24 protein-coding genes and 1 tRNA gene are annotated in these 21,293 nt (G+C 42.6%); 10 read left to right on the top strand and 15 right to left on the bottom strand.

Annotation, left to right across the window (positions count from 1 at the left end; translation table 11 throughout):
* The first annotated feature begins 11 nt into the window (after positions 1-11).
* The 3 genes from hemG to B5444_RS00560 are packed head-to-tail and all read left to right on the top strand — an operon-like array spanning position 12 to position 3,219.
* Positions 12-1,313, top strand: coding sequence for a protoporphyrinogen oxidase (gene hemG, locus B5444_RS00570; protein WP_079653322.1), 1,302 nt, complete (start codon positions 12-14; stop codon positions 1,311-1,313).
* Positions 1,310-1,774 carry a YqhA family protein gene (locus B5444_RS00565; RefSeq protein ID WP_079653321.1) on the top strand — a complete coding sequence of 155 codons (465 nt, stop codon included), beginning with the start codon at positions 1,310-1,312 and terminating at the stop codon, positions 1,772-1,774. The genes hemG and B5444_RS00565 overlap by 4 nt, the downstream gene beginning before the upstream one ends.
* On the top strand, positions 1,774-3,219 hold the full coding sequence (locus tag B5444_RS00560; protein ID WP_079653320.1) for a sigma-54-dependent Fis family transcriptional regulator: 1,446 nt from the start codon (positions 1,774-1,776) through the stop codon (positions 3,217-3,219). Before B5444_RS00565 ends, B5444_RS00560 begins: the two co-directional genes overlap by 1 nt.
* Here the strand turns inward: B5444_RS00560 and B5444_RS00555 are convergent.
* The 11 genes from B5444_RS00555 to B5444_RS00505 all read right to left on the bottom strand — a co-directional run bounded on the left by B5444_RS00555 (position 3,216) and on the right by B5444_RS00505 (position 14,341).
* Entirely contained in the window at positions 3,216-4,229 is a 1,014-nt protein-coding gene (locus B5444_RS00555; RefSeq protein WP_079653319.1) for a DNA-processing protein DprA, read from the bottom strand. The genes B5444_RS00560 and B5444_RS00555 overlap by 4 nt on opposite strands.
* A 1-nt stretch (position 4,230) precedes the next feature.
* On the bottom strand, positions 4,231-5,151 hold the full coding sequence (thiL, locus tag B5444_RS00550) for a thiamine-phosphate kinase (protein ID WP_079653318.1): 921 nt from the start codon (positions 5,149-5,151) through the stop codon (positions 4,231-4,233).
* Entirely contained in the window at positions 5,148-5,390 is a 243-nt protein-coding gene (locus tag B5444_RS00545; RefSeq protein WP_079653317.1) for an NIL domain-containing protein, read from the bottom strand. Before B5444_RS00545 ends, thiL begins: the two co-directional genes overlap by 4 nt.
* Positions 5,391-5,404: 14 nt before the next feature.
* The gene (locus B5444_RS00540) at positions 5,405-8,770 is read right to left on the bottom strand and encodes a translocation/assembly module TamB domain-containing protein (protein ID WP_079653316.1); all 3,366 of its coding nucleotides are present in this window, start codon (positions 8,768-8,770) and stop codon (positions 5,405-5,407) included.
* A gap of 3 nt (positions 8,771-8,773) precedes the next feature.
* A complete protein-coding gene (locus B5444_RS00535; RefSeq protein ID WP_079653315.1) occupies positions 8,774-9,376 on the bottom strand; it encodes a hypothetical protein in 603 nt (200 codons plus the stop codon).
* An 8-nt stretch (positions 9,377-9,384) separates the two neighbouring features.
* A tRNA-Pro gene (locus B5444_RS00530) sits at positions 9,385-9,457 on the bottom strand.
* 7 nt (positions 9,458-9,464) lie between these two features.
* A complete protein-coding gene (locus B5444_RS00525) occupies positions 9,465-9,770 on the bottom strand; it encodes an HU family DNA-binding protein (protein ID WP_079653314.1) in 306 nt (101 codons plus the stop codon).
* Positions 9,767-11,338, bottom strand: coding sequence for a S1 RNA-binding domain-containing protein (locus B5444_RS00520; protein ID WP_079653313.1), 1,572 nt, complete (start codon positions 11,336-11,338; stop codon positions 9,767-9,769). Before B5444_RS00520 ends, B5444_RS00525 begins: the two co-directional genes overlap by 4 nt.
* Before the next feature lie 34 nt (positions 11,339-11,372).
* Positions 11,373-12,191, bottom strand: coding sequence for an enoyl-ACP reductase FabI (locus B5444_RS00515; RefSeq protein ID WP_079654617.1), 819 nt, complete (start codon positions 12,189-12,191; stop codon positions 11,373-11,375).
* Between the two features lie 2 nt (positions 12,192-12,193).
* On the bottom strand, positions 12,194-12,991 hold the full coding sequence (locus B5444_RS00510; RefSeq protein WP_079653312.1) for a 2-amino-3,7-dideoxy-D-threo-hept-6-ulosonate synthase: 798 nt from the start codon (positions 12,989-12,991) through the stop codon (positions 12,194-12,196).
* A gap of 27 nt (positions 12,992-13,018) precedes the next feature.
* Positions 13,019-14,341: a peptidylprolyl isomerase gene (locus tag B5444_RS00505; protein WP_079653311.1), complete on the bottom strand. Its 1,323-nt coding sequence runs from the start codon at positions 14,339-14,341 to the stop codon at positions 13,019-13,021.
* A gap of 20 nt (positions 14,342-14,361) precedes the next feature.
* Between B5444_RS00505 and B5444_RS00500 the strand changes: the two genes are divergently transcribed.
* Entirely contained in the window at positions 14,362-15,411 is a 1,050-nt protein-coding gene (locus B5444_RS00500) for a DegT/DnrJ/EryC1/StrS family aminotransferase (RefSeq protein WP_079653310.1), read from the top strand.
* Here B5444_RS00500 and B5444_RS00495 read toward each other — a convergent pair.
* Positions 15,386-16,123 (bottom strand): OmpA/MotB family protein, encoded by a 738-nt coding sequence (locus tag B5444_RS00495; RefSeq protein WP_079653309.1) that lies wholly within the window; start codon positions 16,121-16,123, stop codon positions 15,386-15,388. The two genes, B5444_RS00500 and B5444_RS00495, sit on opposite strands and share 26 nt — an antisense overlap.
* Complete coding sequence (locus B5444_RS00490; RefSeq protein ID WP_079653308.1) at positions 16,123-16,869, bottom strand: motility protein A; 747 nt, start codon at positions 16,867-16,869, stop codon at positions 16,123-16,125. The genes B5444_RS00495 and B5444_RS00490 overlap by 1 nt, the downstream gene beginning before the upstream one ends.
* 28 nt (positions 16,870-16,897) lie before the next feature.
* Here B5444_RS00490 and B5444_RS00485 point away from each other — a divergent pair, with 28 nt between their 5' ends.
* Both B5444_RS00485 and B5444_RS00480 read left to right on the top strand, forming a co-directional pair.
* The gene (locus B5444_RS00485; protein WP_079653307.1) at positions 16,898-17,320 is read left to right on the top strand and encodes a hypothetical protein; all 423 of its coding nucleotides are present in this window, start codon (positions 16,898-16,900) and stop codon (positions 17,318-17,320) included.
* Positions 17,317-17,550, top strand: coding sequence for a DUF465 domain-containing protein (locus B5444_RS00480; protein WP_079653306.1), 234 nt, complete (start codon positions 17,317-17,319; stop codon positions 17,548-17,550). Before B5444_RS00485 ends, B5444_RS00480 begins: the two co-directional genes overlap by 4 nt.
* Here the strand turns inward: B5444_RS00480 and B5444_RS00475 are convergent.
* The gene (locus B5444_RS00475) at positions 17,535-18,140 is read right to left on the bottom strand and encodes a 7-cyano-7-deazaguanine synthase (RefSeq protein ID WP_079653305.1); all 606 of its coding nucleotides are present in this window, start codon (positions 18,138-18,140) and stop codon (positions 17,535-17,537) included. The genes B5444_RS00480 and B5444_RS00475 overlap by 16 nt on opposite strands.
* The gene (locus B5444_RS00470; RefSeq protein WP_079653304.1) at positions 18,127-18,861 is read right to left on the bottom strand and encodes an SDR family oxidoreductase; all 735 of its coding nucleotides are present in this window, start codon (positions 18,859-18,861) and stop codon (positions 18,127-18,129) included. The genes B5444_RS00475 and B5444_RS00470 overlap by 14 nt, the downstream gene beginning before the upstream one ends.
* A gap of 20 nt (positions 18,862-18,881) precedes the next feature.
* Between B5444_RS00470 and hisIE the strand changes: the two genes are divergently transcribed.
* From hisIE to B5444_RS00450, 4 genes are read left to right on the top strand one after another with little or no spacing between them, the layout of a single operon-like run.
* Entirely contained in the window at positions 18,882-19,496 is a 615-nt protein-coding gene (hisIE, locus tag B5444_RS00465) for a bifunctional phosphoribosyl-AMP cyclohydrolase/phosphoribosyl-ATP diphosphatase HisIE (protein WP_079653303.1), read from the top strand.
* The gene (gene cas6 / locus B5444_RS00460) at positions 19,497-20,198 is read left to right on the top strand and encodes a CRISPR-associated endoribonuclease Cas6 (RefSeq protein WP_079653302.1); all 702 of its coding nucleotides are present in this window, start codon (positions 19,497-19,499) and stop codon (positions 20,196-20,198) included. It begins immediately after the preceding gene.
* Positions 20,182-20,646 carry a hypothetical protein gene (locus B5444_RS00455; RefSeq protein WP_079653301.1) on the top strand — a complete coding sequence of 155 codons (465 nt, stop codon included), beginning with the start codon at positions 20,182-20,184 and terminating at the stop codon, positions 20,644-20,646. The genes cas6 and B5444_RS00455 overlap by 17 nt, the downstream gene beginning before the upstream one ends.
* On the top strand, positions 20,643-21,293 hold the full coding sequence (locus tag B5444_RS00450) for a sigma-70 RNA polymerase sigma factor region 4 domain-containing protein (RefSeq protein WP_079653300.1): 651 nt from the start codon (positions 20,643-20,645) through the stop codon (positions 21,291-21,293). Before B5444_RS00455 ends, B5444_RS00450 begins: the two co-directional genes overlap by 4 nt.

The raw sequence follows: 21,293 nt of genomic DNA, 5'->3' as shown, positions 1-21,293 counted from the left end.
TTATAAACCCTATGCAGGATGTTATAGTCATAGGGTCTGGCATATCGGGGCTTTCTGTAGCATACCGTTTGAACAAGGTAGGTGTTAAAGTCCTTGTGCTTGAAAAGGAAGAGCAGCTGGGTGGTAACATACAGACTATCCTCAAAGATGGATTCTTATGCGAGCTTGGTCCTCAGACTATCCTGGCGGATCGAGAAGTGGAGGAATTTCTAAAAGATGCGGGCATATCTCCCGAGTATGCCAGTGTTGTCTCAAAGAACAGGTACGTGTACAAGAAGGGAAAGCTAATCCCTATACCCATGAGCCTTTTGGAGTTTCTCACCTCGCCTCTCCTTTCTATTTCTGGAAAGCTTAGATTACTAAAGGAGCCTTTCGTTCCCAAGTCTGTAAAGACGGAAGAGAGTATAGCTGAGTTTGTTAGAAGGAGACTTGGTGAAGAATTCTTAAATTACCTAGTTGCCCCCTTTGTATCGGGTGTGTATGCAGGGGATCCAAAGGAGCTCTCTGTAAAGTACGCCGTTAGAAAGGTTTACGAGCTTGAGCAGAAGTATACAAGCCTTATAAAGGGCGCCATAAAACTAAAAGCCTTGGGACCTAGCGGTAAACTCATATCCTTCAAAGGTGGAAACAAAACCCTCATTGAGGAGCTTTCTAAAAACTTGGCCGTCCAAAGTGAAAATGTGGCTTTAAGGATTAGGAAGAAGGAAGGGATATACCTAGTGGACGCGAAGGAAGGTAAGTATGAAGCTAGGGCTGTAGTAATAGCATCCCCAGCTTGGTCTCTGGGATATCTCCTTAGGGATATATCTTGGAGCGTAGCCCAGGAATTTGACAAGGTATACTATGCCCCCGTGGTGGTGGTGCATGCTGTAGTAAAGGAGGGTACGGTTCCTAAGGGCTTTGGCTTTTTGGTGCCAAGGGTAGAGAAGAAGAGGATTTTGGGAGCTGTCTTCTCTTCGCAGCTTTTCCCTGGAAGAGCTCCAGAAGGGATGGAGCTACTCACTATCTATCTAGGTGGGTCAACAGATCCTCAGATAGTAGACTATGAGGACGATCTTATAGCCCAGATAGTTCAATCGGAGATAAAAGAAATACTCGGCCAGGTACCGCAGATAATCAACATAACCAAATGGAAGCGTGGTATTCCCCAGTACACTTTGGGCTACGGAAGGTTCTACGAGCTTGCAGATCTTATAGAGAAGGAAAACCCTGGCCTCTTCCTTACAGGCAATTACCTTAGGGGTGTGTCCGTAGCTGACTGTATCAGGAATTCAAAGGAGGTTGCCCAAAAAGTCCTAAAATATCTATCATGATAAAGAAGATCCTTCGGATGGGTGGATTTGTAGCCCTGATACCTTCCCTAAGCCTTTTTATTGGTTCTGTGATCCTTGCGCTGTACGGTGTTTATCTGCTCATAGAGACTATCTACAAGGCTCTTACAGCTTTTGGAGAATTAGACTCAACAGTCTTGGCTACAAAATTTATATCGATTATGGACATATATCTTCTCTCTGTAGTACTCTATATCTTTGCGGTGGGTCTTTATGAACTCTTTGTTGAAAAGATAGAAAGCATTCCAGAGTGGCTTAGGATAGAAAGCATTGATGACCTTAAGGCTAAGCTCTCAAGCGTTATAGTACTTATACTAGCTATAACCTTCACCAAAAATTTCGTCTCCTGGCAGAAACCGGTGGATACTCTCCTTTTTGGGATAGCTGGTGGTATAGTCATATTCGCACTTATCTTTTATTACAAGGTTAAGGAAGGTCAGTGATGGCCAAAAGAGAGGTCTCCATCAAGGAGATAGGTATAGTCAACGAAGTGGCAAAAGTACTAAGCAGGGGTCAAAGCTTTGAGGAGGCCTCTCTGGACGTACTCAAAGTTCTATACTCCTTCTGGAACATATCCAGGGGTCTTATTTCCCTTTACGATAAAAACATAAAGTCTCTTAGGGTTGTAGCATCCTTTGGATCTTGGAAGAAGGAAGTTAAAAGAGAGGATATATGGGACAAGGTTTACAAGAATGGTATACCTATGTTCCTTTCCGAAGGATCAGAAAGCTTCTTTTCAGTTCCCATAAAGGTTGGTGGAGAAGTGATAGGTGTACTTTCCTTGTACAAGGAACTTGGTCCAAAGGATAGTGTAGAAAGTGCTCTGGAGATGCTTCTCATAGTTTGTACCATGTTAGGTATGGCGTACAAGCTGGATGAAAGGATGCAGGAGCAAAAGAAGGAGTGGGAGGAAGAAAAAGAAGAGCTTACCAAAGTGCTGCAGGAAAAGTACAGCCTGGAGGGCATCATAGGAAGGTCTCCAGCTGTAAAGAACCTAATAGAGCTTATACTCAAGGTGGCAAAGACGGACGTGAACGTACTCATTACGGGAGAGAGTGGCGTTGGTAAAAGTCTCATTGCGAAGGCTATACACTTTCAAAGTTCAAGGAAGAATAGACCCTTTGTTACCATAAACTGTTCTGCCATACCAGAAACTCTCCTAGAAGCTGAGCTTTTTGGTTACGAGCGTGGAGCATTCACTGGTGCATACACTTCCAAAAAGGGCAAGTTTGAGTTGGCAGAAGGTGGAACAGTCTTTCTTGATGAAGTCGGAGACATGCCTCTTTCTTTACAACCAAAGCTTTTAAGAGTAGTCCAGGAAAAGGAGATAGAAAGATTGGGTGGGGAACATACCATAAAGGTTGACGTACGCATCATATCTGCTACAAACAAAGATCTTAAAAAGCTAGTAGAAGATGGACTTTTTAGGGAAGATCTCTATTACAGATTGAGCGTTTTCCCTATACACGTACCACCTCTAAGGGAGAGAAAGGAAGACATACCCGTGCTTGTAGATCACTTTTTGCAACTCTTTAACAAACGTTACAACAAAAAAGTAGGGTTTGACACAAGGGCGATGGATGTACTCATGGAGTATCCTTGGCCTGGTAACGTGAGAGAGCTAGAAAGTACAGTGGAAAGGCTCGTTATACTCAAGGATGGACTCATAACACCAAAGGACCTTCCTTCATATCTTTTCTCAGAAGACACGAAGGAAAAGCTAAAGAACTTGCCTTCCTTTGTGGAAAGTACAGAAAGGGAAGAGATAATCAAGGCTTTGGAAAAAACAGGCTACGTAAAGTCAAGGGCTGCTAAACTTTTGGGGCTTACCTTAAGACAGCTAGACTACAGGATAAAGAAGTACCGTATACCGATAAAAGGCTCTTAGGCGATTGTGTAGTAACTTCCGTTCCTCCTTATCTTACCTTCTATCTCGTAAAGGGTGAGTTTGTTCATGAGGGACCTTGGGTCCATGCCAGTTAGCGTAAGAAGATCTTCAAAGGTCTTAGGTGATACAAGCAGGCTTATAAGGTCATCTTCAGGCAATCTTTTGCTCTGAAGGTTCAGGCCTAAGTCGGAAAGGTCGGAGAAGGCTTTTGCTATTCCTTCGTTCACAAGCTTTACGCATCCTTTCCATCTTGGGCTTTTACCTACACCTATGTGAGCGAAGATAGGTCTACCCTGTCTGTGGGCAAACTCTGCTGTTATAAGAGCTCCACTTTTCTCTCCAGCTTCTATTATCAAAAGGAGAAGGGAAGATCCACTTATGAGCCGGTTCCTCCTTACGAAAGTGTACTCTGCAGGTTCCTCTTCTGGAAGAAACTCAGACATGAGTACACCCTCTTTTAACACCGTTTTCCTAAGGTGTTCGGGAGCTTTCAGCACACCCATGCCTAAAAAGCATGCCGTGTAGCCACCGGCTTCTACGCAAAATTTGTGGGACAGGTAATCTATGCCCTTTGCTCCACCCGATGCAACACCGAAATTCAAGGAAACAATACCCTGGACAATTTCCTTGGTAAAGCTTACGCTGTAGATATCCGGGTTTCTTGTCCCTACTACTCCTACCAGAGGGATGTCCCTTAGGTTGCCAACGTAGAAGAGAACAGGGGGTGGATCCTCTATCTCCTTGAGAAGCTTAGGGTAATCTTTCATGTCCAGGGTTGTCCAGCCTATTCCTTCTTTTTCTACCACCTTTACCACATTTTCTGGATCGAAGGAAAAGGTCTTACTCTTGATGTTCTTTGCACGTGTGTGTCCTACAAGTTGCTCTAGGATCTTTAAGTCTGCTTCAAAGACAAGTCCTGGATTTTTGAAGTGTCGATAGAGCTTCTTTATACTCTTTTCACCCAGGCCCTTTACTGCCTTGAGCTTTAACCAAGTGTAGAGCTTTTCCATTCTACCCAAAGTGTTTGTAGCCTTGGGCTTTCAAAGGCTCACCGTCTATGAAAACACCTTGCCCCTCTTCCACCACACCTATCTGCGTCATGTCAAGAAAAGGGTTCTGTCTGTGAACAGGATGTGTAAACAGAAGCTGATAATCTTCTCCACCATTCAGGGCATAGTCATAAGGATCCTTTCCGTACTTTTCACAAAAAAGAAGAAGCTCTTTAGACAGAGGTATTCTTCTTTTTTCTACCACTATCTTTACACCGCTCCTTTTGGATATATGCCATAGCTCAGAGGAGAGCCCATCGCTTATATCTATGCTGGCGTTCGCATACTTGGTGATGTGTTTAACATAGTCTATCCTAGCCGTTGGCCTCAGATGCCTTTCTATGAGCCTTAGCTCAAAGGACTCGTAATAGTCTTTCTGCATAAGGAGTAGTTCAAGCCCCGCCCGAGAGTCTCCAAGAGTTCCTGAAACAAAAACCCCATCTCCTACTTTGGCTGTAGACCTACCTACAAACCTCTGAGCTATGCCAACCATAAATACGTCTATTCCCACTTTATCCGATCTGCTTACGTTTCCACCCACTACCCTGCATCCGTAAAACTCGCAAGCCCTTTTTATACCCTCGTAGAGTTCTTCTATGTAGGACACTTCAAAGTCTGGTACCATAAGGGAAACCAAGGCCCACTTAGGTGTCCCACCGTTGGCACACACGTCGCTGACGTTTACGCTTATGGCCTTCCACCCTAAGGAGGCAGGTGGAAAGAAACTCTTGAAATGTCTGTCCTCTAGAAGGAGGTCACAGGTAAGAAGGAGGTTTACATCACCTAAGCTCACACAGGCCGTATCGTCTCCTATAATGTTCTCCCCTAGTAGGTTTTTTAGTCTCTCTATAAGGCCAAACTCTCCAAGCTCAGAGATTCTCATTCTGTGAATATCTGGCCTTCTATGGGTTGGACTATCACTCCCGCAGACTCCAAAAACTCAATGGCCCTGTTTATCTCCTCTTCTTGCCCGTCTATTTCCACGGTAAGTATGCCTGTAGTTTGACTCACCTTTGCAGTCCTTATGTTTACCACCACGTCGAAGTTCTTACAGACCATACACAGGAGAGGTTCCTTTACCTTCTCCTCTGGATATATAAGCTGAAGCCTTATGGAGTTCATGTAGCTATTATACCTTACCTTAGGTCAAACTTTTTTCTGAACCTTACTCTCACTTCCTTCCCATCGTTAGGATATACCCTGCCACCTACTGAACTGTATGGTGTAAGGGTTAGGTTTGCGCCGTAAAAGCTCTCCTTTGGATCCTTTAATGTACTCTGCTGATACTCTACTCCAACCCTTTCGGATACATCCTTAGAGACTTTAACAGATACTCCAGTCTCACCAGAAGTACCCACTTTAGGAGATACATTCAATTTTAGGCCGCTTCCTACCGCTCTGTTGACGGTATTTAGTAAGCTTTCAAGCTCTGGAGTATATGAGAGGAGAGCTCCTGTTAAGGAAAAGAGACCTTCTCCAGAAGTGCCACCTAGGACCAGGGATGTAAGCACTTCCCTTTGGTTTCTTGGTGGGTCAGACCTTAGGCTTATTTTAGGATAGTTAGCGTTTCCCAGTATATCTATTATGACGTCGTACTCGTTCATGGGGGTCAATAGGTTAACGTTAAGATTCGTTGCTTTTTCAGTAAGCTCCACCTTTCCAAACCTGACATAGAAAGCCTTGTTAAAGTAGTTTAGCTGTCCACCAGCTAGGCTGAGGTTTATCTTGTAACTTGGTTCGTAGAGGGTTCCAGAGATTTCTCCGTCTACGTTTGCATAAACATAGCCTTCTGGGATGTTTATCCTTATGGCATCCTTTGACTTCAAGGATAGGTTTAGGGTTATTCTTTCGTACTCTTTAGGCTTTTGAGCTTGGCTTGGAGTTTTATCTTTACCGATCAGTAAGTTTCCGTCAAAGCTTAGCATGCCAGCAATTTTTAATGTTTTATAATCTGTGTTCATTTGAGTGTTTGCATCCAAGTTACCCATGTATCTTATCCTTTTATCCCTGTAGAGCACAGGAAGTTTTTTTATGTCCATAAGAATGTGTGCCTTTTTTTCATCACCTTGAAAGTTAAGCGTGGCTAAGGCTTTTCCGTTTGCAAACCTTCCTTCTCCTTTTAACCTTCCGTCGTAGTATAGGTTTAAGCTTCCCTCAAGTGGAATGGCCAAGTACCTTGACCTTATGGTAAGTATCCCTGGAGAATAAACCTTTAGCATCTTTATATCTTTGCCCCATGTAAGGGTGTAGCTGAGTCTCCCCTCAAGGTAGATAGGAAGTCTGCTCCTTATCATGGAAAACAGCTCCTGCAGGTTTGCCTGACCTTCCGAGTCTATCTTAAGATTATCCTCGTAGGATATCTTTAATCCACCGTTTAAAACACCCGTCATCTTTATACCCTGCTCTTGTTCCAGCTTTTTGTTCTTTATATCCAGTCTCCAGACACCTTCTGAAAGGGTCAGAACAGTCCTATCCTGAAGCTTCAGATAAGCCCCCTCAAAGTAGACCATAGAATTGGCCACCTTAAGGCCCTTAAACTCCAGGAGGAAAGGACTCACATGGGTGCTAAAGCCTTCGACTATAGCCCCTACAGACTCCTTCTGTACATCTGACCTTACCTTTACAGGAAAGCTGAAGTTGGCGTACTTGCCAAACCCTGATAGAACAAGGCTGCTGGAGTCTCTCCACTGTTTTAGGGAGTACTCAAGGTTCAGATTGATACCCTTTACCTCACCCTTGTAACTACCCTTGGCGTAGAGGTGACCATCTTTAGTGTAGCGAAATTCTCCTTCAAGCCCTTCTACCAGGTTGTAAGTGCCTTCAACGTTTCCATCCTGCAGTGTACCTTTAACAGTACCACCAGAAAATTCAAGACCATAGGCCTTTACGTCTTCAAGCCTCAGGAGATAGTTACCCTTATGGTTATCTATTATGTCCACGTAAAGTGAAAATCTTGAACTAATCTTATCTTTCTGAAAAGCACCGCTTATGTTCCCTTTTAGACTCTGCAGACCGTTAAGGTAGTCTATTTGAAGCTGTCCAGTAAGGGCTTCCAAATTGCTTTCTTTGTAGTTCAAGTTGTACTGTTTAAGGCTTGCCCATCCACTAAAAGACTTTTCTTCTAAGTTTCCTGAACCAAAGATTTCCAATCCTAGAGAACGTAGCTCTATATGGTAGTTTTTTCCGTCAAGCTGTAGCTTATAAACAAAATTCCCCAAAGAGGTACTTTCATAACTAGTCTGTGAAAGCATTCCATAACCATCAAGTGCTACCTTACCATCCTTATAATACAAAAGCCCATCGTAAGAAACAAGAGAACTAAAGTTCTGCTCTTTTAAAGGATAGTCTACAAGGGTTAACTTACCCTGGAGGTACCCACTGTAGAAGTTTCCTGAAAAGGTAGCATTTGGTGATATAGAAAGAAACTTAACAGAAGCAGATGGACCCCTCGAGTAATCCAGGATCAGTTCTAACTGACTTCCTAATAACTTTAAGTCCTTGTAAGTTATAACGTCTGAAAAAGCTTTAAGGTGTAGGAACTTTCTCCTTATGTACCACTCTATACTACCATCTGCTATGGCCGAAAGGTTGGCTTCCTGTATAGGAATCTTTTGCAGGTCTGCTTTTAGGAGTTCTTGTTGAAGGTCATAGTAAACCAGAGCTTTAGAAACTTCCGTCTTTATCTCTCCTATTAGCTTGTTTTCCTTGTGCCATTTCCATGAGTACTGACCCTCTGCCCTAAGTCCTTTAAAGGATGTACTGCGTACTGTTAGCATATCTGCAAAACCTTCAAGGTACGCCTTTATGTAGGTGTAGCTAATATCACCCTTTATGTATAAAAGAACAGGGCTGAGGGTAAAGTACCTGCCTTCATAGCCTGTTACAGTGACATTTCCTTCAAAGTTACCCTTCTTCCCTTCCCACTTAGCCTTAAGCTGTGCGTAAAACCCATCCCCGACGAGGTATGCCCTATCCACGAAGAAGGTTCCCCCTTCTGCATGCGAGTTATACACGAATACCATGTAGTGGTGTACTTGACCCTCTTTTGTATAGTAGACATCAGTCCATTCGTGGCTTTTTAGCTTACCCTTTTCCAAGGAAGATCTTCCTACAAAGACTGTTATACTCTCTTTGTAAGGTATACTTGTGCTTGAAAAGTAAACCTTGTCTGCGTATACCTTTAAGCTTTTAGAAAGCCTTATCAATTGTGAAAAGTCGAAGTCAAAGGGTTTTTGAGCAGTCACTGATGAAACTTCTACTACAGACGTATCCCTTACTCTTATAACTCCCCTATTCCAAGTTAACCCTTCTATCCCTACAAACCACACGCCATCTTTATAGGGGAAGTAGATGTAAAAGGTTTTTATCCCAAGCTTTAGTTCTCTTAGATTCAGCTCCAGACCTGTAACCTCGTAATCTATACCTCTGGCGATGGTGTAGGGTTTTACAAGAGTAAAGTAGAGGAAAAGGATAAGGAGTAGGAAGTAGCCTACGTACTTCAAAGGCTACTCCAGACCATGCATCTTTAGGTTTTCCTTTATCCTTCTTAGCAACTCTACAGGACTTTTCACGGGGTAGTCTATTTCCATGAGCACGTCCCTGGCCGGTCTGCCTCTTATGACTATGCCATCCACTTTGTCCACTATGCTGTTAGGATCTTTCAGAGGATACTCAACACCCCTTATCCTTCTAAGGAGAAGGTAAGCCCAAGGTACATCCAGGGCGTAGGCCACCATAAAGGAGCATTCTTCCAAAAGTTTAGACTCTTCGTAGCCATCTTTAACGAGCTTGTAAGCTAACTTAGCAACAGCACCTGATGTTTGGGGTTTTATGTCCTTAACTTGATCCAACTGAAGTAGGTGTACACCAGAGTTGAGTATGTTCCTAATAGTCTGCTTGGAGAGCTTTAACAGCTCAGCTATCTCTTCTTCCCCTTTCTGTCCTTCCTCGCTTAGGACTATAACATAGCAGGCCTTGAGTATAGGAGACAACCAGTCTAACCTGTCCCTTTGGATGAGCTCTTCAAAACCACCCAGGATCTCCACAGCCTTTAAGAAGGTTTTAAGAGCAAGAGAAGACAGGTCTTCTTTCATCTTTGGCCTCTCCATAGTAAAAATCGGGGTGACGGGACTTGAACCCGTGACCTCTGGCCCCCCATGCCAGCGCGCTACCGCCTGCGCCACACCCCGGGATAGATTAAATTTTAACCTTCTTTACGCCTATGTTCAATCTACCTATCAGCTTTTTGCTAGGTATGAAGGTTACTTTTTCCTTTGGTGGTATGTAAACTTGTTTACCCTCTGTGGGAAGCTTTACTGTCTTGGCCTTATAACTTTTTAGTCTAAAGGTACCAAAAGAGGATATTTTTACCACACCATCTTTAAGAAGACCGCCCTTTATCTCTTCAAATATAGCCCTTACTATCTTCTTTGCCTTTCTCTTAGATATGTTTTTACCCTGTAGCTTTTGAAAAAGCTTGGAAGCTAACAGGTCCTTTGTCATAGTTTCATCTTCTTTTTGAGTATCTCTCCTAGAGTAAATCCGCTTGTACTTCCCGTAGTAGAGATTATCTCCTCCTTACCCTTTGTGTCTTCTTCCTTCATGCTGAAAGTTAGCTTTCTCTCGGCGGGTTGTATCTCTACTATCCTTACCTGTACCTCGTCTCCTTCCTTAAGCTCTACACCTTTAGGTATCTCAGAGATAGGCAGGAGGCCGTCTATACCTTCTTCCAGTTCTAGGAATACACCGAAGGGATGGCGGGATTTTACCTTAAGAGTTAGTCTATCACCCACCTTGTACTTTTGAGCTACTATATCCCAAGGGTTAGGAGTGAGTTGTTTTATGCCTAGCTTTATGTACTTTCCTTCGACACCAAGAACTGCAAACTCTCTCTCTTCTCCTTCTTTGAGTGCTTCTTCCATCCTTGGGAGTCTAACCCAGCTCAGGTCTTGTCTATGTATTATTCCCATCACCTTGTCTGTCAACCTGACTATAGCTGTCGAGCCCTCTATCTTTTCTACCACACCCTTTACTTTACTACCAACGGGATTAGCTTTAAGAAACTCTTCCCAAGGTTTAGGTAGCGCTCTTTTGACACTCAGAATAAGACGTCTTCTTTCGGGCTCAAAGGTTAGAACCAGAGCCTTAACTTCAGCGCCTTTTTTGAAGGTAAACTCTTCCTGTGGGACCTCTTCCTTAGGGATAAACCCTTCTACACCTTCAACGACCTCAGCTATAAAACCTTTATCTGTCTGCTCTAGGAGTTTGACATTCAGTATATCGCCTTTCTTTATGGTTTCTTTGATCTTTTCCCACGGATTTTCTTTGAGTTGTCTCAAGCTTACAAAGATGAATTCTTTGTCCTTAGGTATCCTGATAACCTTTACCTTTAGCCTTTCGTCCACTTCTGCATAGTTGTATGGATTTTTGTCTCTTCCCCAGGAGAGTTCCTCTTTAGGAAGGAACGCCCTTAGAACACCTCCTATAAGGAGGGTTATACCTTTATCTGGATCTATCTTTACAACCCTACCTTCTATTACGTCCCCCACTTTTATTTTACTAAGTATCCTCTCTTTCTTTCTTTTTTCCAACAGCTCTAAGTATGGTCTTTCAGAACCGACTATAGTGTTATTATCCATAGATGTTATCTGTATCGTTACCCTCTTACCGACCTTTGTGCGTCTGCTTGCCTCTTTTACAGGTAGCAGTACCTTTACACCCTTTACATTTACCCAAAAACCTTCATCGGTCTTTTCTACTACAATACCTGAAACAAACCTTTTCTTCTCATAGGCTTGCTTCAGATAAGCGTACAACTTTTCCTTAACATACTTCTGATAGGAAAGTATGGGTTGTGCACCCTTGGGGAGTTTTACTACTACAGCTTTTATCTTATCACCTTCCTTGACCTCTGACAACTCTTCCCTTGGGATTATGCCTTCTGTCTTATAGCCGATATCCACGTATACATTCTGTTCATCTACCTTGACCACTTTACAGCTAACAACTTGCCCTTTCCGCAGTGTTTTTATCTCTAAGCTTTTTTCAAGTAGCTTTTCAAACTCGTCCATACTCTCCTCCAAAGATCAGACTTTATATTATAGCTCAACTCTGTTTACCAAATACCTCTTTTTTTATCTCCTCCTCCCTACCAAACACTCCCATTATATGGTACCCGTTGTCCACATGTATAACCTCACCCGTTACGGCTCTAGCCCAATCGCTGCATAAATAGACTGCAGTATCACCTACATCCTCTATGGTTATAGCTTTTCCGAAGGGGTTTACCTTGGTAGTGTGTTCCATGAGAAGGTGAAACCCTGTTATGCTGTAAGCTGCTAATGTTTTCACAGGTCCAGCAGATATGGCGTTTACTCTGTGTCCATACTTTGCCACGTCGTAAGCTAGATACCTTACGGTTGCTTCTAGAGCTGCTTTTGCAACACCCATCACGTTGTAGTGGGGTACTACCTTCTCGGCACCGTAATAAGAAAGGGTTATTATGCTTCCTTGCCTACCTTCCATAAGTGGTAGAAGCTCTCGTGTTAAAGCTATTAGTGAGTATACCGATATGTCCATGGCTATCCTAAAGCCTTCTCTTGATGTGTCTATTAGTCCACCTTTAAACTCTTCCTTTGGTGCATAGGCTATGGAGTGAACCAGTATGTCCAACTGTCCCCATTCCCTTGAGAGCCAATCTTTAAGGGCTGTTATATGCTCATCTTTTGAAACATCGCATTCAAACACAAGCTCAGACCCCAGTCCCTTTGCTATTTCTTTAACCCTATCTCTGAGTTTTTCGTTGGCATAGGTAAAAGCTAGCTCTGCACCTTCCCTTCTAAACGCCTTGGCTATACCGTAAGCTATACTCTTCTCGTTGGCCACACCGGTGATGAGTGCCTTTTTCCCTTCAAGTAGCCCCATCATTATCCCCCTTGTTCAAGCTCCTTGAGAGCTTCTTCTACAGTTGCATTCTCGTGAACTATCCTGCATAGAGCTCTTGTCATTTTTACTCTATCCTTTGCCTGGAATACATTCCTTCCTATGGATATGCCTTTAGCGCCTGCCTGTATGGCACCGTAGACCATTTGTAGAACCTCCAGGTGGGACTTCATCTTTGGACCACCGGCTATGACTACTGGGATTGGACAGCCTTGGACTACCTTTGCAAAACTTTCTGGATCTCCTGTGTAAGGTACCTTTACCACATCTGCACCCAGTTCGGCCCCTAACCTTGCACAGTGGGCTACCACTTTTGGATCATACTGGTTCATGTCTTTACCTCTTCCGTACACCATGGCCAGAAGTGGCATTCCCCATTCTTCGCAAACTTTGGAAACGTAACCAAAATCTTTGAGCATTTCCCTTTCTAGGTCTGCACCTATGTTTACATGTATGGACACGCCATCAGCACCGAGCTTTATGGCTTCTTCCACCGTACATACAAGTACTTTGTCGTTCTTAGTAGGTGCCCAGTCTGTGGAAGCTGAAAGGTGAATTATCAGGCCTATATCCCTGCCTTTTCCCCTATGCCCTACCTTTACCATACCTTTGTGTAACACTACTGCGTCCGCTCCACCCTGTGCTACATCCTCAACGGCTTTTCTTATGTCCTCTATGCCTTCTATTGGACCCGAGCTTACTCCGTGGTCCATAGGCACTATGACAGTTTTACCGGTGTTTCTGTTTACTATCCTCTCAAGCCTGACCAATTTTCCTATCATACCTACCCTCCATACAGGTCAAATATTCTACTCAATTCCCAAAAGCTCCTTGTTTATGCTTATCTTGGAGTTTTTGCGCAGGTAGTCTATGTACCTGTCTATCACGCTTTCAGATTTGAGGCTGAGTACTTCCTTTATTATAGCATCTCTATCCTTCGGAATGCTCTGTTCTCTGTTTTCTACAACTATTACACCGTAACCGTTTAACATCTCATAAGGACCAAACACTTTTTCCTTAGAGAAGATTAATTCTACTACATCTTTGTCCTTAAGTCTGAGTATAGAAGATATTTGAGATATAGAAGCCTTAGAGAAGCTGAGGAACCTTAGATCTATCTCCTTTGAAGCTTTTAGTTGTTTGGTGTACTCCTCAGCTTTTTGCTTTAGCAGATCCTTTAACTTTTCTTGGAAAAGCCTCTCAGCTACTTTCTGTTTTACCTCTTGAAAATCCTGGGTTCCTTCCTTAACATCCTCGAGCTTGATGATTACGTAATCCTCTCCTTCTCTGGTAAAGGTGAACTGTCCCTTCTGAGATAGTTTCTGTACTTCTCCAAGAAGGTTTTGGCTGAGCCTTTGACTGTCCTTTGGTAGCTGTAATTCTTCAAAACCCTGTACTTCCTTTCCAGACTTTAAATCTTCGTATATACTCTGGGCCACCTTTTTGTCTTTTACTCTCCAAACTCTTATCACCTTAGTAGGTTCTGACTTGAATTCCTCTTGGTGTTGTTTGTAGTAGTTTAGTATCTCTTCTTCTGAAGGTTTATAGTCTATGCGTACTGTTTGAGGTGTTATGAGGTAAAGCCTTCCAGACAATAGGGTAGAGTGTACCTTTATATTGATCTCTTCCTCCACTGGTGTCATGTAGACGGCGTTGGATATGAGTCTTAGGAGTTTCTGTATGCTTAGAAGCCTTTTTATGTACTCTTCGTACTCGTAAGGCTCCATACCTACTTTAAGAAGGGTGTCTTTGTACTTTTGGAGGTTAAAGGTTCCGTTTTCTTGAAAGCTCGGATCTGAACTTATTACCTCTTTTACCTCCATAGGACTTGCTAGCAGTCCTTGTTCTTTTGCCTTTTGATAGAGTAATTCTTGAACTATAAGGCTTTCAAGCACCGTTTTCTTCACACTTTGTTCAAGGTTTTTGTCCTCAAGGAATCTAGAGTAGCGCATAAGCTCCCTTCTGTAATCCCTAAGGCTTATACATTCCGAGTTAACTTTTGCAACACAGCTACTGCTGGAGAAAAACTCTTTTACCCCTCCTTGGAAAAACAACCATAGGAAGAAGCTAAAGGAAGCTAAACCTACCAAAAGAGCTACCAGCCTTTTATGCTTGTGTATTAAAGAGTACATGATATGGTATATTTTAAAGGATGATAAACATTATAGAACCAAGGTTTTTTGAAGAGGAAAAACAGGCCCTGCTGGAGATATTGGAAAGTAGACAGATCACCAGGGGTAAATGGACCCAAAGGTTTCAAGAAGAGTTTGCAAGCTACCTAGGTGTGGAGCATGTGTACAGCGTTTGTTCTGGTACCGTAGCTCTGTTTATAGCACTCAAGGCTCTGGGTGTTGAAGGTCAGAGGGTGGTAGTTCCTGCTTTAAGTTTTATGGCTACCATAGATGCTGTTCTCTTAGCTGGTGGTATTCCTGTGGTTGTGGATGTGGACGAGTACTACACCATGGACCCTGGACAGTTAGAAGATGCAGTAAAAAGGTACAGACCGAAGGTGGCCATAGCTGTACATCTTTACGGTCAGACCGCTGACATGGAAAGCATAATGTACCTTTCTGAAAAGTATGGCTTTTATGTTTTGGAAGATGCAGCACAGGCACACGGTGCCGAGTTTAAGGGAAAGAAGGCAGGCTCTATAGGCCATATGGCGGCTTTTAGCTTCTATGCTTCCAAGAACGTACCTATGGGGGAAGGCGGTGCTATAGCTGTTAAGGATGAAAAGCTTGCTAATGAGGTAAAGAAGTGGATAGATTTTGGAGAGCATCCTGCTTTTAACGTAAGGATTACAGAATTCCAAGCTGCTATAGGTAGCATACAGCTAAAGTACCTCGACGAAAGGAACAAAGCAAGAAGAGCGTGGGCGCAGATTTACAACCAAGCCTTTAAAAATCACTTTGCGGTACCCACCGAAAGAGAAGGAGCTTATCATGTTTATCACCTTTATACCTTGCGCCATCCAGAGAGGGACAAGATAATCCAGGATCTTAAGAGGGCAGGTATAGACTCAAGAGTTTATTACACGTACCTTCTAAGTGAACTAAGAAACGCTGAGCATCTACCGTTGGATAGGGCAGAGAAGTTTAGAAGAGAAGTGTTTTCCATACCTGTCCATCCATACCTTACCGAGGAGCAAGTAGATTACATCATACAGTCTGTGTTGGCTACTGTTGAGGTGTCTGCTGGGTAAGCTCAGAACCTTTTATGTTGAGTATGACTATCTCAACCCTTCTGTTTTGGGCTCTACCTTCGGGTGTAGTATTAGGAGCTATAGGTCTTGTGTCTGCGTAACCTGCAGCTTTTAACCTGCTCGGTGATATACCCTTAGCTATGAAGTAACGTACTACAGCGCTAGCTCTGGCTGTTGAAAGCTCCCAGTTGGAAGGGTACAGGTCAGTGGAGATGGGTATATTGTCCGTATGTCCTTCTACCTCTATGGGGTTTGGAAGGCTGTTTAATATTTCAACAAGTTTGTCAAGTATGGGATAGAACTCAGGCTTTATGGTGGCAGAACCACTGTCAAAGAGGAGTTTCTCCTGTAGTATAAGCCTTATGCCTATAACCTCGTAAGAGACCTTAAACTCACCCTCCAATCCCATCTTCTGAAGCATCTCATGGAGTTCTTCAAGCTGCCTCTGGAGCTTTAGCCCCTTTTCCGTTGGTCTAGCTGGTGGTACTACAGGTTGTGGGAGGATCTGCTTGGGTAGTGTCTCTTGAAAAGGTACCAGCCTCATACCGAAGGCTCTTGCAAAGGCCTGAGCGTACTCTACAGCAGCCTGTTTTCCAGCCTGAGCCATTGCAAACAAAGCTATGAAGAGACACAGGAGGAGTGTGAGGAAGTCGGCGTAAGGTATTGCCCATTTCTCTGAAACTTCCTCGGGACACTTTTTCTTTCTCGCCATTACTTAACCTCTACGTAGCTGTTCAACTTCTCCTCTATAAGCCTTGGATTTTCACCTCTGATCATCATCCTACATGCATCCAGGACCATCTGCATCTTCAAGATTTCTTCTTTGGATTTTACCTTTATCTTCTTTGAGATAGGGCCAAAGACAAGGTAGGAAAAAGATATTCCGTATACTGTAGCAACAAAAGCGGCAGAGATACCATGAGCAAGTTCGTTAGCATTATCGAGACTCTTTAGAGCCTTCATAAGTCCAAACACAGCACCGACAAGACCAAAGGTAGGTGCGCTCTCTGCTGCTGTTTTCCAATATTCTATTGCTATCTCATAATCTTCTTCTACTCTGGCTATTTCGGATTCCAAGCTTTCTACAAGAACATGTTCTTCTACTCCCAAAACCATTAGATCTACAGCCCTTTTGATAAAGGGGTTAGTTATTTCATCAGCTTTTGTCTCCAAAGCTAGCATACCTTCTCTCCTCACTACATTAGCTAACTCGACAAGCTGTACCTTTACCTGTAGAAGATCTTCTTTGGAAGTTCCAAAGGCCATCTTAAGACCTTCAATTATCTTGGAGAACTTCGGAAGTGGGACAGTTATCAAGCTTGCGAAAAGGGTAGTAGGCACGACTATCACAAAGGCGGACGGTTGTATCAGGAAGGGTATACTTGCTCCTTTTAGTACTGCACCTATGAGCAGTGAGGCAAAACCGCCTATCAGGCCTACTATTGTAAGTATATCCATGGGTTATATTTTATATTTCTCGGTAATAATGAGTACAGATTTAAGAGTAGTCTATAGAAGAAGGGTAAAACAATTTTTCTTTGCCTATGTAGCTTTTGTTGGTCTATTATTCTTCGGCTGTCTTGTTCTATATCCCTTCTTTTCTATACCTTTGCCTTTAAAGCTTGTAATCTACCTTAATGCGCTCACTTTTTTACTCTTTTTGCTCTGCGTTTCTATTTCCCTTTTCCTTAAAAGAAGGTTTTTCCCCATAGTGGCTGACAAGGATCCTTACTGGAGCTATACGGCTACAAGAAGATACTTCTGGATGTTCGTTTTAGCATCTTTACCCTTTTTCATATCCTTTATACTCTACATAGTCTTTGCTAGTCTTTCCAACCTTGTCTTAGCTTATTTGCTGTCTATGTTAAACTTATACCTACTAAGACCAAAGGAGGAGGATCTATCATGACAAGAGAAGAGATAATTGAAAAGTTGCTAAAGGAAGATAAGGACTTTGCCTACCATTACGAAAAACACAGAGATTTAGATAAAGAGATAGCAAAGCTAGAAAAGCACCATCCCATGACTCACGAACTTGAGATGGAAATAGAAAAGCTAAAAAAAGAAAAACTATACCACAAAGATATGATGGAGAAGAAGATAGCTGAGTTTCAAAAGAATCTTCAATCGAAAGCTTGAAATCTTTCTAAACACTTTATGCATCTTCCGCACGGAGTTATCTTACCCTTTATCCTTCTTGGGTTTGCACAGGATAGGGTAAGGTAATAGGGTACTATATCCTTGTAACTCTTTACAATATACCTTTTATCCATACCAAAAAGTGGAGCTTCTATGTTTACAGAAAAGGCCATACCTATACTTAGAAGCTCCTGTACCTTCTTTAGGTAATCCAGACTATTGTCTGGAAAAGGGTAAGCTCCAAGACTCCCTATAGCGAGTGTCTTTATACCTTTCATCCTAAGGAAAGGAGCTACTGCTACTATGATAGACAGGTTCCTGGCTGGTATAAATAGCTCCTCCTCGGAGGTTGGAACCTTCAAAAAGTTAGACTGTTTGTATGGCACAATCTTTATAGCCATGAGGTTCCTATATAGCCTCTTTGTGTAAACCCAAAGGTTTGCAGCGTTTTCCAGCTCAAGGTTTTCCCATAGCATACCACTCTTGACGTAGAAGGGATATACCAAAAACCCTTTCCTAAGGTACATATAGAGAAGGGTTGTACTTTCTACTCCTCCGCTAAAAAGTACTCCTACTTTATCCACATTCACCTGCTATATGCCTCCCAGAGTCGAGGTTTATTATCTCGCCTGTCATACTTTCCACGTTCATAAGGAAGTAGGTAAGTTCTACTACGTCCTTGAGGGATACGGATCTTTTAAGGGGAGTTCTTCTTATGTAGTCTTCCCATCTTTCCTGAGTAAAGTCGTCGGGCTTTAGAGTAGGGCCCAAGGCTATGCAATTTACAAGCACATGAGGAGCGAGCTCCCTGGCTAACACCTTGACAGCCGTATGCAGAGCTCCCTTTGAGACAAAATAAGCGACGTAGTTTTTATAGGGTGTGTCCACCGCCCAATCTCCAAAGGCTACTATCCTTCCCTTTACCTGACCCTCCTTCTTCAAAAAACCCTCTGAGAGAATTTTTGAGATTTCAAGGAAGGCCTCAACGGTGGGGGTAAAGTGAAGATGAAGAGCCTCAAGAGATAATTCCTTAAAAGGTGTGGGGAAATAAGGACCGGCTACATGTATGAAAGCATCGGGAGCAAACTTTTCGGTTACCTCCTTGGTAATCCTGCTTACGGACTCCAAGTCATTTAGGTCTACCTTGTAGGCTTGGAATATCCTTTCCAACTTTCTGGCGTATCCTTCTAGCTCTCTTGCCTTGTCCGAGGATTCCTTGTAGTAGACTATAAGATCGTAACCTTTCTCTAAAAGGTACTTGGCTATCTCAAAGCCTATCCTTCTTATGCCTGTGATAAGTACCGTCTTCACTGAGGTAAAATATACCTGCTGTGGAACTCAAGTTCAACGAGAAAGGTCTGATTCCTGTCATAGCTCAGGATGTAAGGACTGGGGAGGTGAGGATGTTCGCCTGGGCAAATCAAGAGGCCATAGAGAAAACACTACAGACAGGCTATGCTCACTACTTTTCCCGCTCAAGAAACAAGGTATGGAAGAAAGGAGAGACGTCAGGAGAATTACAGAAAGTCTTGGAAGTCAGAGTAGATTGCGATGAGGATGCACTCCTGTATATAGTTCACCAGGAAAAGGATAAAGCGTGTCACACAGGAGAAAGGAACTGCTTTTTTAGGGATAAAGAAGGAAAGCATGTAAACAGGATTCTACCCTTTGAAGTCCTAGCAAGGCTACAGGATGTCATAAGGGAAAGGATAGAAACATTACCTGAAGGTTCTTACACAGCAAAGTTGTACAAGGAAGGTCCGGACAGGGTTTTCCAGAAGTTTGGAGAGGAGGCAGTAGAACTTCTTATAGCTCTCAAAAACTCCGACAAGGAGCGGGTTGTAAGCGAATGTGCTGACCTTTTGTATTCTCTTATTTTTTCCTTGACCGTTTGGGGAGTAGACATAGAAGAGGTTTTGTGGGAGCTCTCTAAAAGGTTTAAGTAGATGAGGTTTTTAGTTGTTCTGAGAAGCTTGGAACCCGCCACAGTATCTGTAGACTACAGAAGTAGATTTATAGCCCTTCTGAAAAAGGCTTTAGGACCTGAAGAGTTTGAAGGAAGTAGTCCTAGGGCTTATACCTTTGCAGTCTTTTTCCAAGATGCCATTTTTGAAGACAAGCTAATTAAAAACGTTCAGAAAATTAACTTCAGGTTTTCCACATGCTATAGCGTACTAGCTGTAAGGTTTTACATCTCCATGGCTAGGCTAAAGGAATCTCTATATATGCACCCAATAGGCACGGGAAAGTTTATAATAGAAAGCATAAAGGAGGAGAGGGAACAAAAGGTGAATGGGTGCTTTAAGACCCTTTCTCCTGTGGTAGTACAGAGGATTTCCGAGGCAGGTAAGTACCTACTACCAGCTGATGATCTTTTTAACGAGTCCCTTTTGGAAAACACGCTAAAGAGGTTTGCCAGCATAAAAGGATACATACCAAGGGTAAAGGAGTTCAAGTTTGTACCTGTGGAGATAAAGCCACAACAAGTAAAGCATTATGGTGGTAACATTCCAGCCTTCTTGGGCAGGTTTAGAATAGAAACGGAGTCTGAGGAGCTGCTAAAGTTTGTCTACCAGTGTGGCCTTGGTGTTAGGACAGGACAGGGTTTTGGCTACCTGGAGGTAGACAGGTGTGAGCGAGGGGTTTGACTTTGGCTTAATATTTCAGACAAAGGGACATAAGCTTATTAAAAATTTTAAATTCCTGGGGTTTGTAGATCCACAGAATTTGAAACTTTTAGAAGATCTACTAAAAACGGACCTTGGATACATGAAGGATCCAAACAAGCGAAGGCCATTCGTGTATGTAGAACAGGGTGAATATTTGATTGTATTTTTCCTAACCACTAAGAAGTTTTACAAAGACAAGGATACAAACATTGATTTAGGTGCATGTGTTAAAACAGCCTCGGAATGTAAGTGGATCAAGCGTAATTCATACCTCTTTTATGACAGACATAGGAAAAGGATAACAGGTTATAGACTAAAAAGTGGCGTATTCAACTTTATAGGATGCGGATATTGTAAAGATTTGGATATAATCGACAAATACATTGAGGAGAACTGTGTAGTTTCATTTGAGGATAAAAGAGTATGAAAGATGCAAAGGATCTTATATCTAAGCTACTTGGTGATGATCCTAAAGAGTATAAAAAGGCTGAAGTTTATCTAAAGAACTTGATAATCAGAATTAGTAGATCATCGGGGATGGAAGAAACTATGCGAAAGTTCTTAGGAGAAGACTGGGTAGAAGATGTTGCTTCTGAGATCAAATACAAGATACTCACGAAAAAAGCTGAACTTTTAAGAAAAGAAGAACTAAAAATATCCTACATAGGTATCATGATAAAAAATACACTTCTGGATTTGTACGATAAAAATCTTCTAAGTATATCCCTTGATGAGCAGCGGGCAGAGGTTGTGGATGTTCAAAGTCTTACCCCTTACTATAAAGGAATAGACTCTCAGGTAGAGTTAGACCAAACTTACAACCTTATAGTCAGTAGTCTATCTGACAGGGAAAAGATGGTGCTCTGTTATTATCTTCGGAAGTATCTTTATGGCGATGTAGAAGAACTAAAGGGCATCTCTAAAGACAATGTTTACAAAACCTGGGAAAGGACAAAGAAGAAGATAAACAAAATCCTTGAGTACCGGCTTTCCGAGAGTGAGTTAAAAATGATCGTAGAAAGATTACTGTCAGAAGTTTGTAACTATCGTAGTTATAAAAATAGTGAGGACTAA

It is taken from the genome of Thermocrinis minervae, assembly GCF_900142435.1.
Classification (GTDB): domain Bacteria; phylum Aquificota; class Aquificia; order Aquificales; family Aquificaceae; genus Thermocrinis_A; species Thermocrinis_A minervae.
The sequence above is the reverse complement of the archived record's forward strand: the minus strand, read 5'-3'. Positions and strand labels throughout refer to the sequence as shown.

What these genes read in the sequence shown, in the direction of transcription:
- hemG (WP_079653322.1), top strand. Translation starts at nt 12, where the DNA reads ATGCAGGATGTTATAGTCATAGGGTCTGGCATATCGGGGCTTTCTGTA.
- B5444_RS00565 (WP_079653321.1), top strand. Translation starts at nt 1,310, where the DNA reads ATGATAAAGAAGATCCTTCGGATGGGTGGATTTGTAGCCCTGATACCT.
- B5444_RS00560 (WP_079653320.1), top strand. Translation starts at nt 1,774, where the DNA reads ATGGCCAAAAGAGAGGTCTCCATCAAGGAGATAGGTATAGTCAACGAA.
- B5444_RS00555 (WP_079653319.1), bottom strand. Translation starts at nt 4,229, where the DNA reads ATGGAAAAGCTCTACACTTGGTTAAAGCTCAAGGCAGTAAAGGGCCTG.
- thiL (WP_079653318.1), bottom strand. Translation starts at nt 5,151, where the DNA reads ATGAGAATCTCTGAGCTTGGAGAGTTTGGCCTTATAGAGAGACTAAAA.
- B5444_RS00545 (WP_079653317.1), bottom strand. Translation starts at nt 5,390, where the DNA reads ATGAACTCCATAAGGCTTCAGCTTATATATCCAGAGGAGAAGGTAAAG.
- B5444_RS00535 (WP_079653315.1), bottom strand. Translation starts at nt 9,376, where the DNA reads ATGGAGAGGCCAAAGATGAAAGAAGACCTGTCTTCTCTTGCTCTTAAA.
- B5444_RS00525 (WP_079653314.1), bottom strand. Translation starts at nt 9,770, where the DNA reads ATGACAAAGGACCTGTTAGCTTCCAAGCTTTTTCAAAAGCTACAGGGT.
- B5444_RS00520 (WP_079653313.1), bottom strand. Translation starts at nt 11,338, where the DNA reads ATGGACGAGTTTGAAAAGCTACTTGAAAAAAGCTTAGAGATAAAAACA.
- B5444_RS00515 (WP_079654617.1), bottom strand. Translation starts at nt 12,191, where the DNA reads ATGGGGCTACTTGAAGGGAAAAAGGCACTCATCACCGGTGTGGCCAAC.
- B5444_RS00510 (WP_079653312.1), bottom strand. Translation starts at nt 12,991, where the DNA reads ATGATAGGAAAATTGGTCAGGCTTGAGAGGATAGTAAACAGAAACACC.
- B5444_RS00505 (WP_079653311.1), bottom strand. Translation starts at nt 14,341, where the DNA reads ATGTACTCTTTAATACACAAGCATAAAAGGCTGGTAGCTCTTTTGGTA.
- B5444_RS00500 (WP_079653310.1), top strand. Translation starts at nt 14,362, where the DNA reads ATGATAAACATTATAGAACCAAGGTTTTTTGAAGAGGAAAAACAGGCC.
- B5444_RS00495 (WP_079653309.1), bottom strand. Translation starts at nt 16,123, where the DNA reads ATGGCGAGAAAGAAAAAGTGTCCCGAGGAAGTTTCAGAGAAATGGGCA.
- B5444_RS00490 (WP_079653308.1), bottom strand. Translation starts at nt 16,869, where the DNA reads ATGGATATACTTACAATAGTAGGCCTGATAGGCGGTTTTGCCTCACTG.
- B5444_RS00485 (WP_079653307.1), top strand. Translation starts at nt 16,898, where the DNA reads ATGAGTACAGATTTAAGAGTAGTCTATAGAAGAAGGGTAAAACAATTT.
- B5444_RS00480 (WP_079653306.1), top strand. Translation starts at nt 17,317, where the DNA reads ATGACAAGAGAAGAGATAATTGAAAAGTTGCTAAAGGAAGATAAGGAC.
- cas6 (WP_079653302.1), top strand. Translation starts at nt 19,497, where the DNA reads ATGAGGTTTTTAGTTGTTCTGAGAAGCTTGGAACCCGCCACAGTATCT.
- B5444_RS00450 (WP_079653300.1), top strand. Translation starts at nt 20,643, where the DNA reads ATGAAAGATGCAAAGGATCTTATATCTAAGCTACTTGGTGATGATCCT.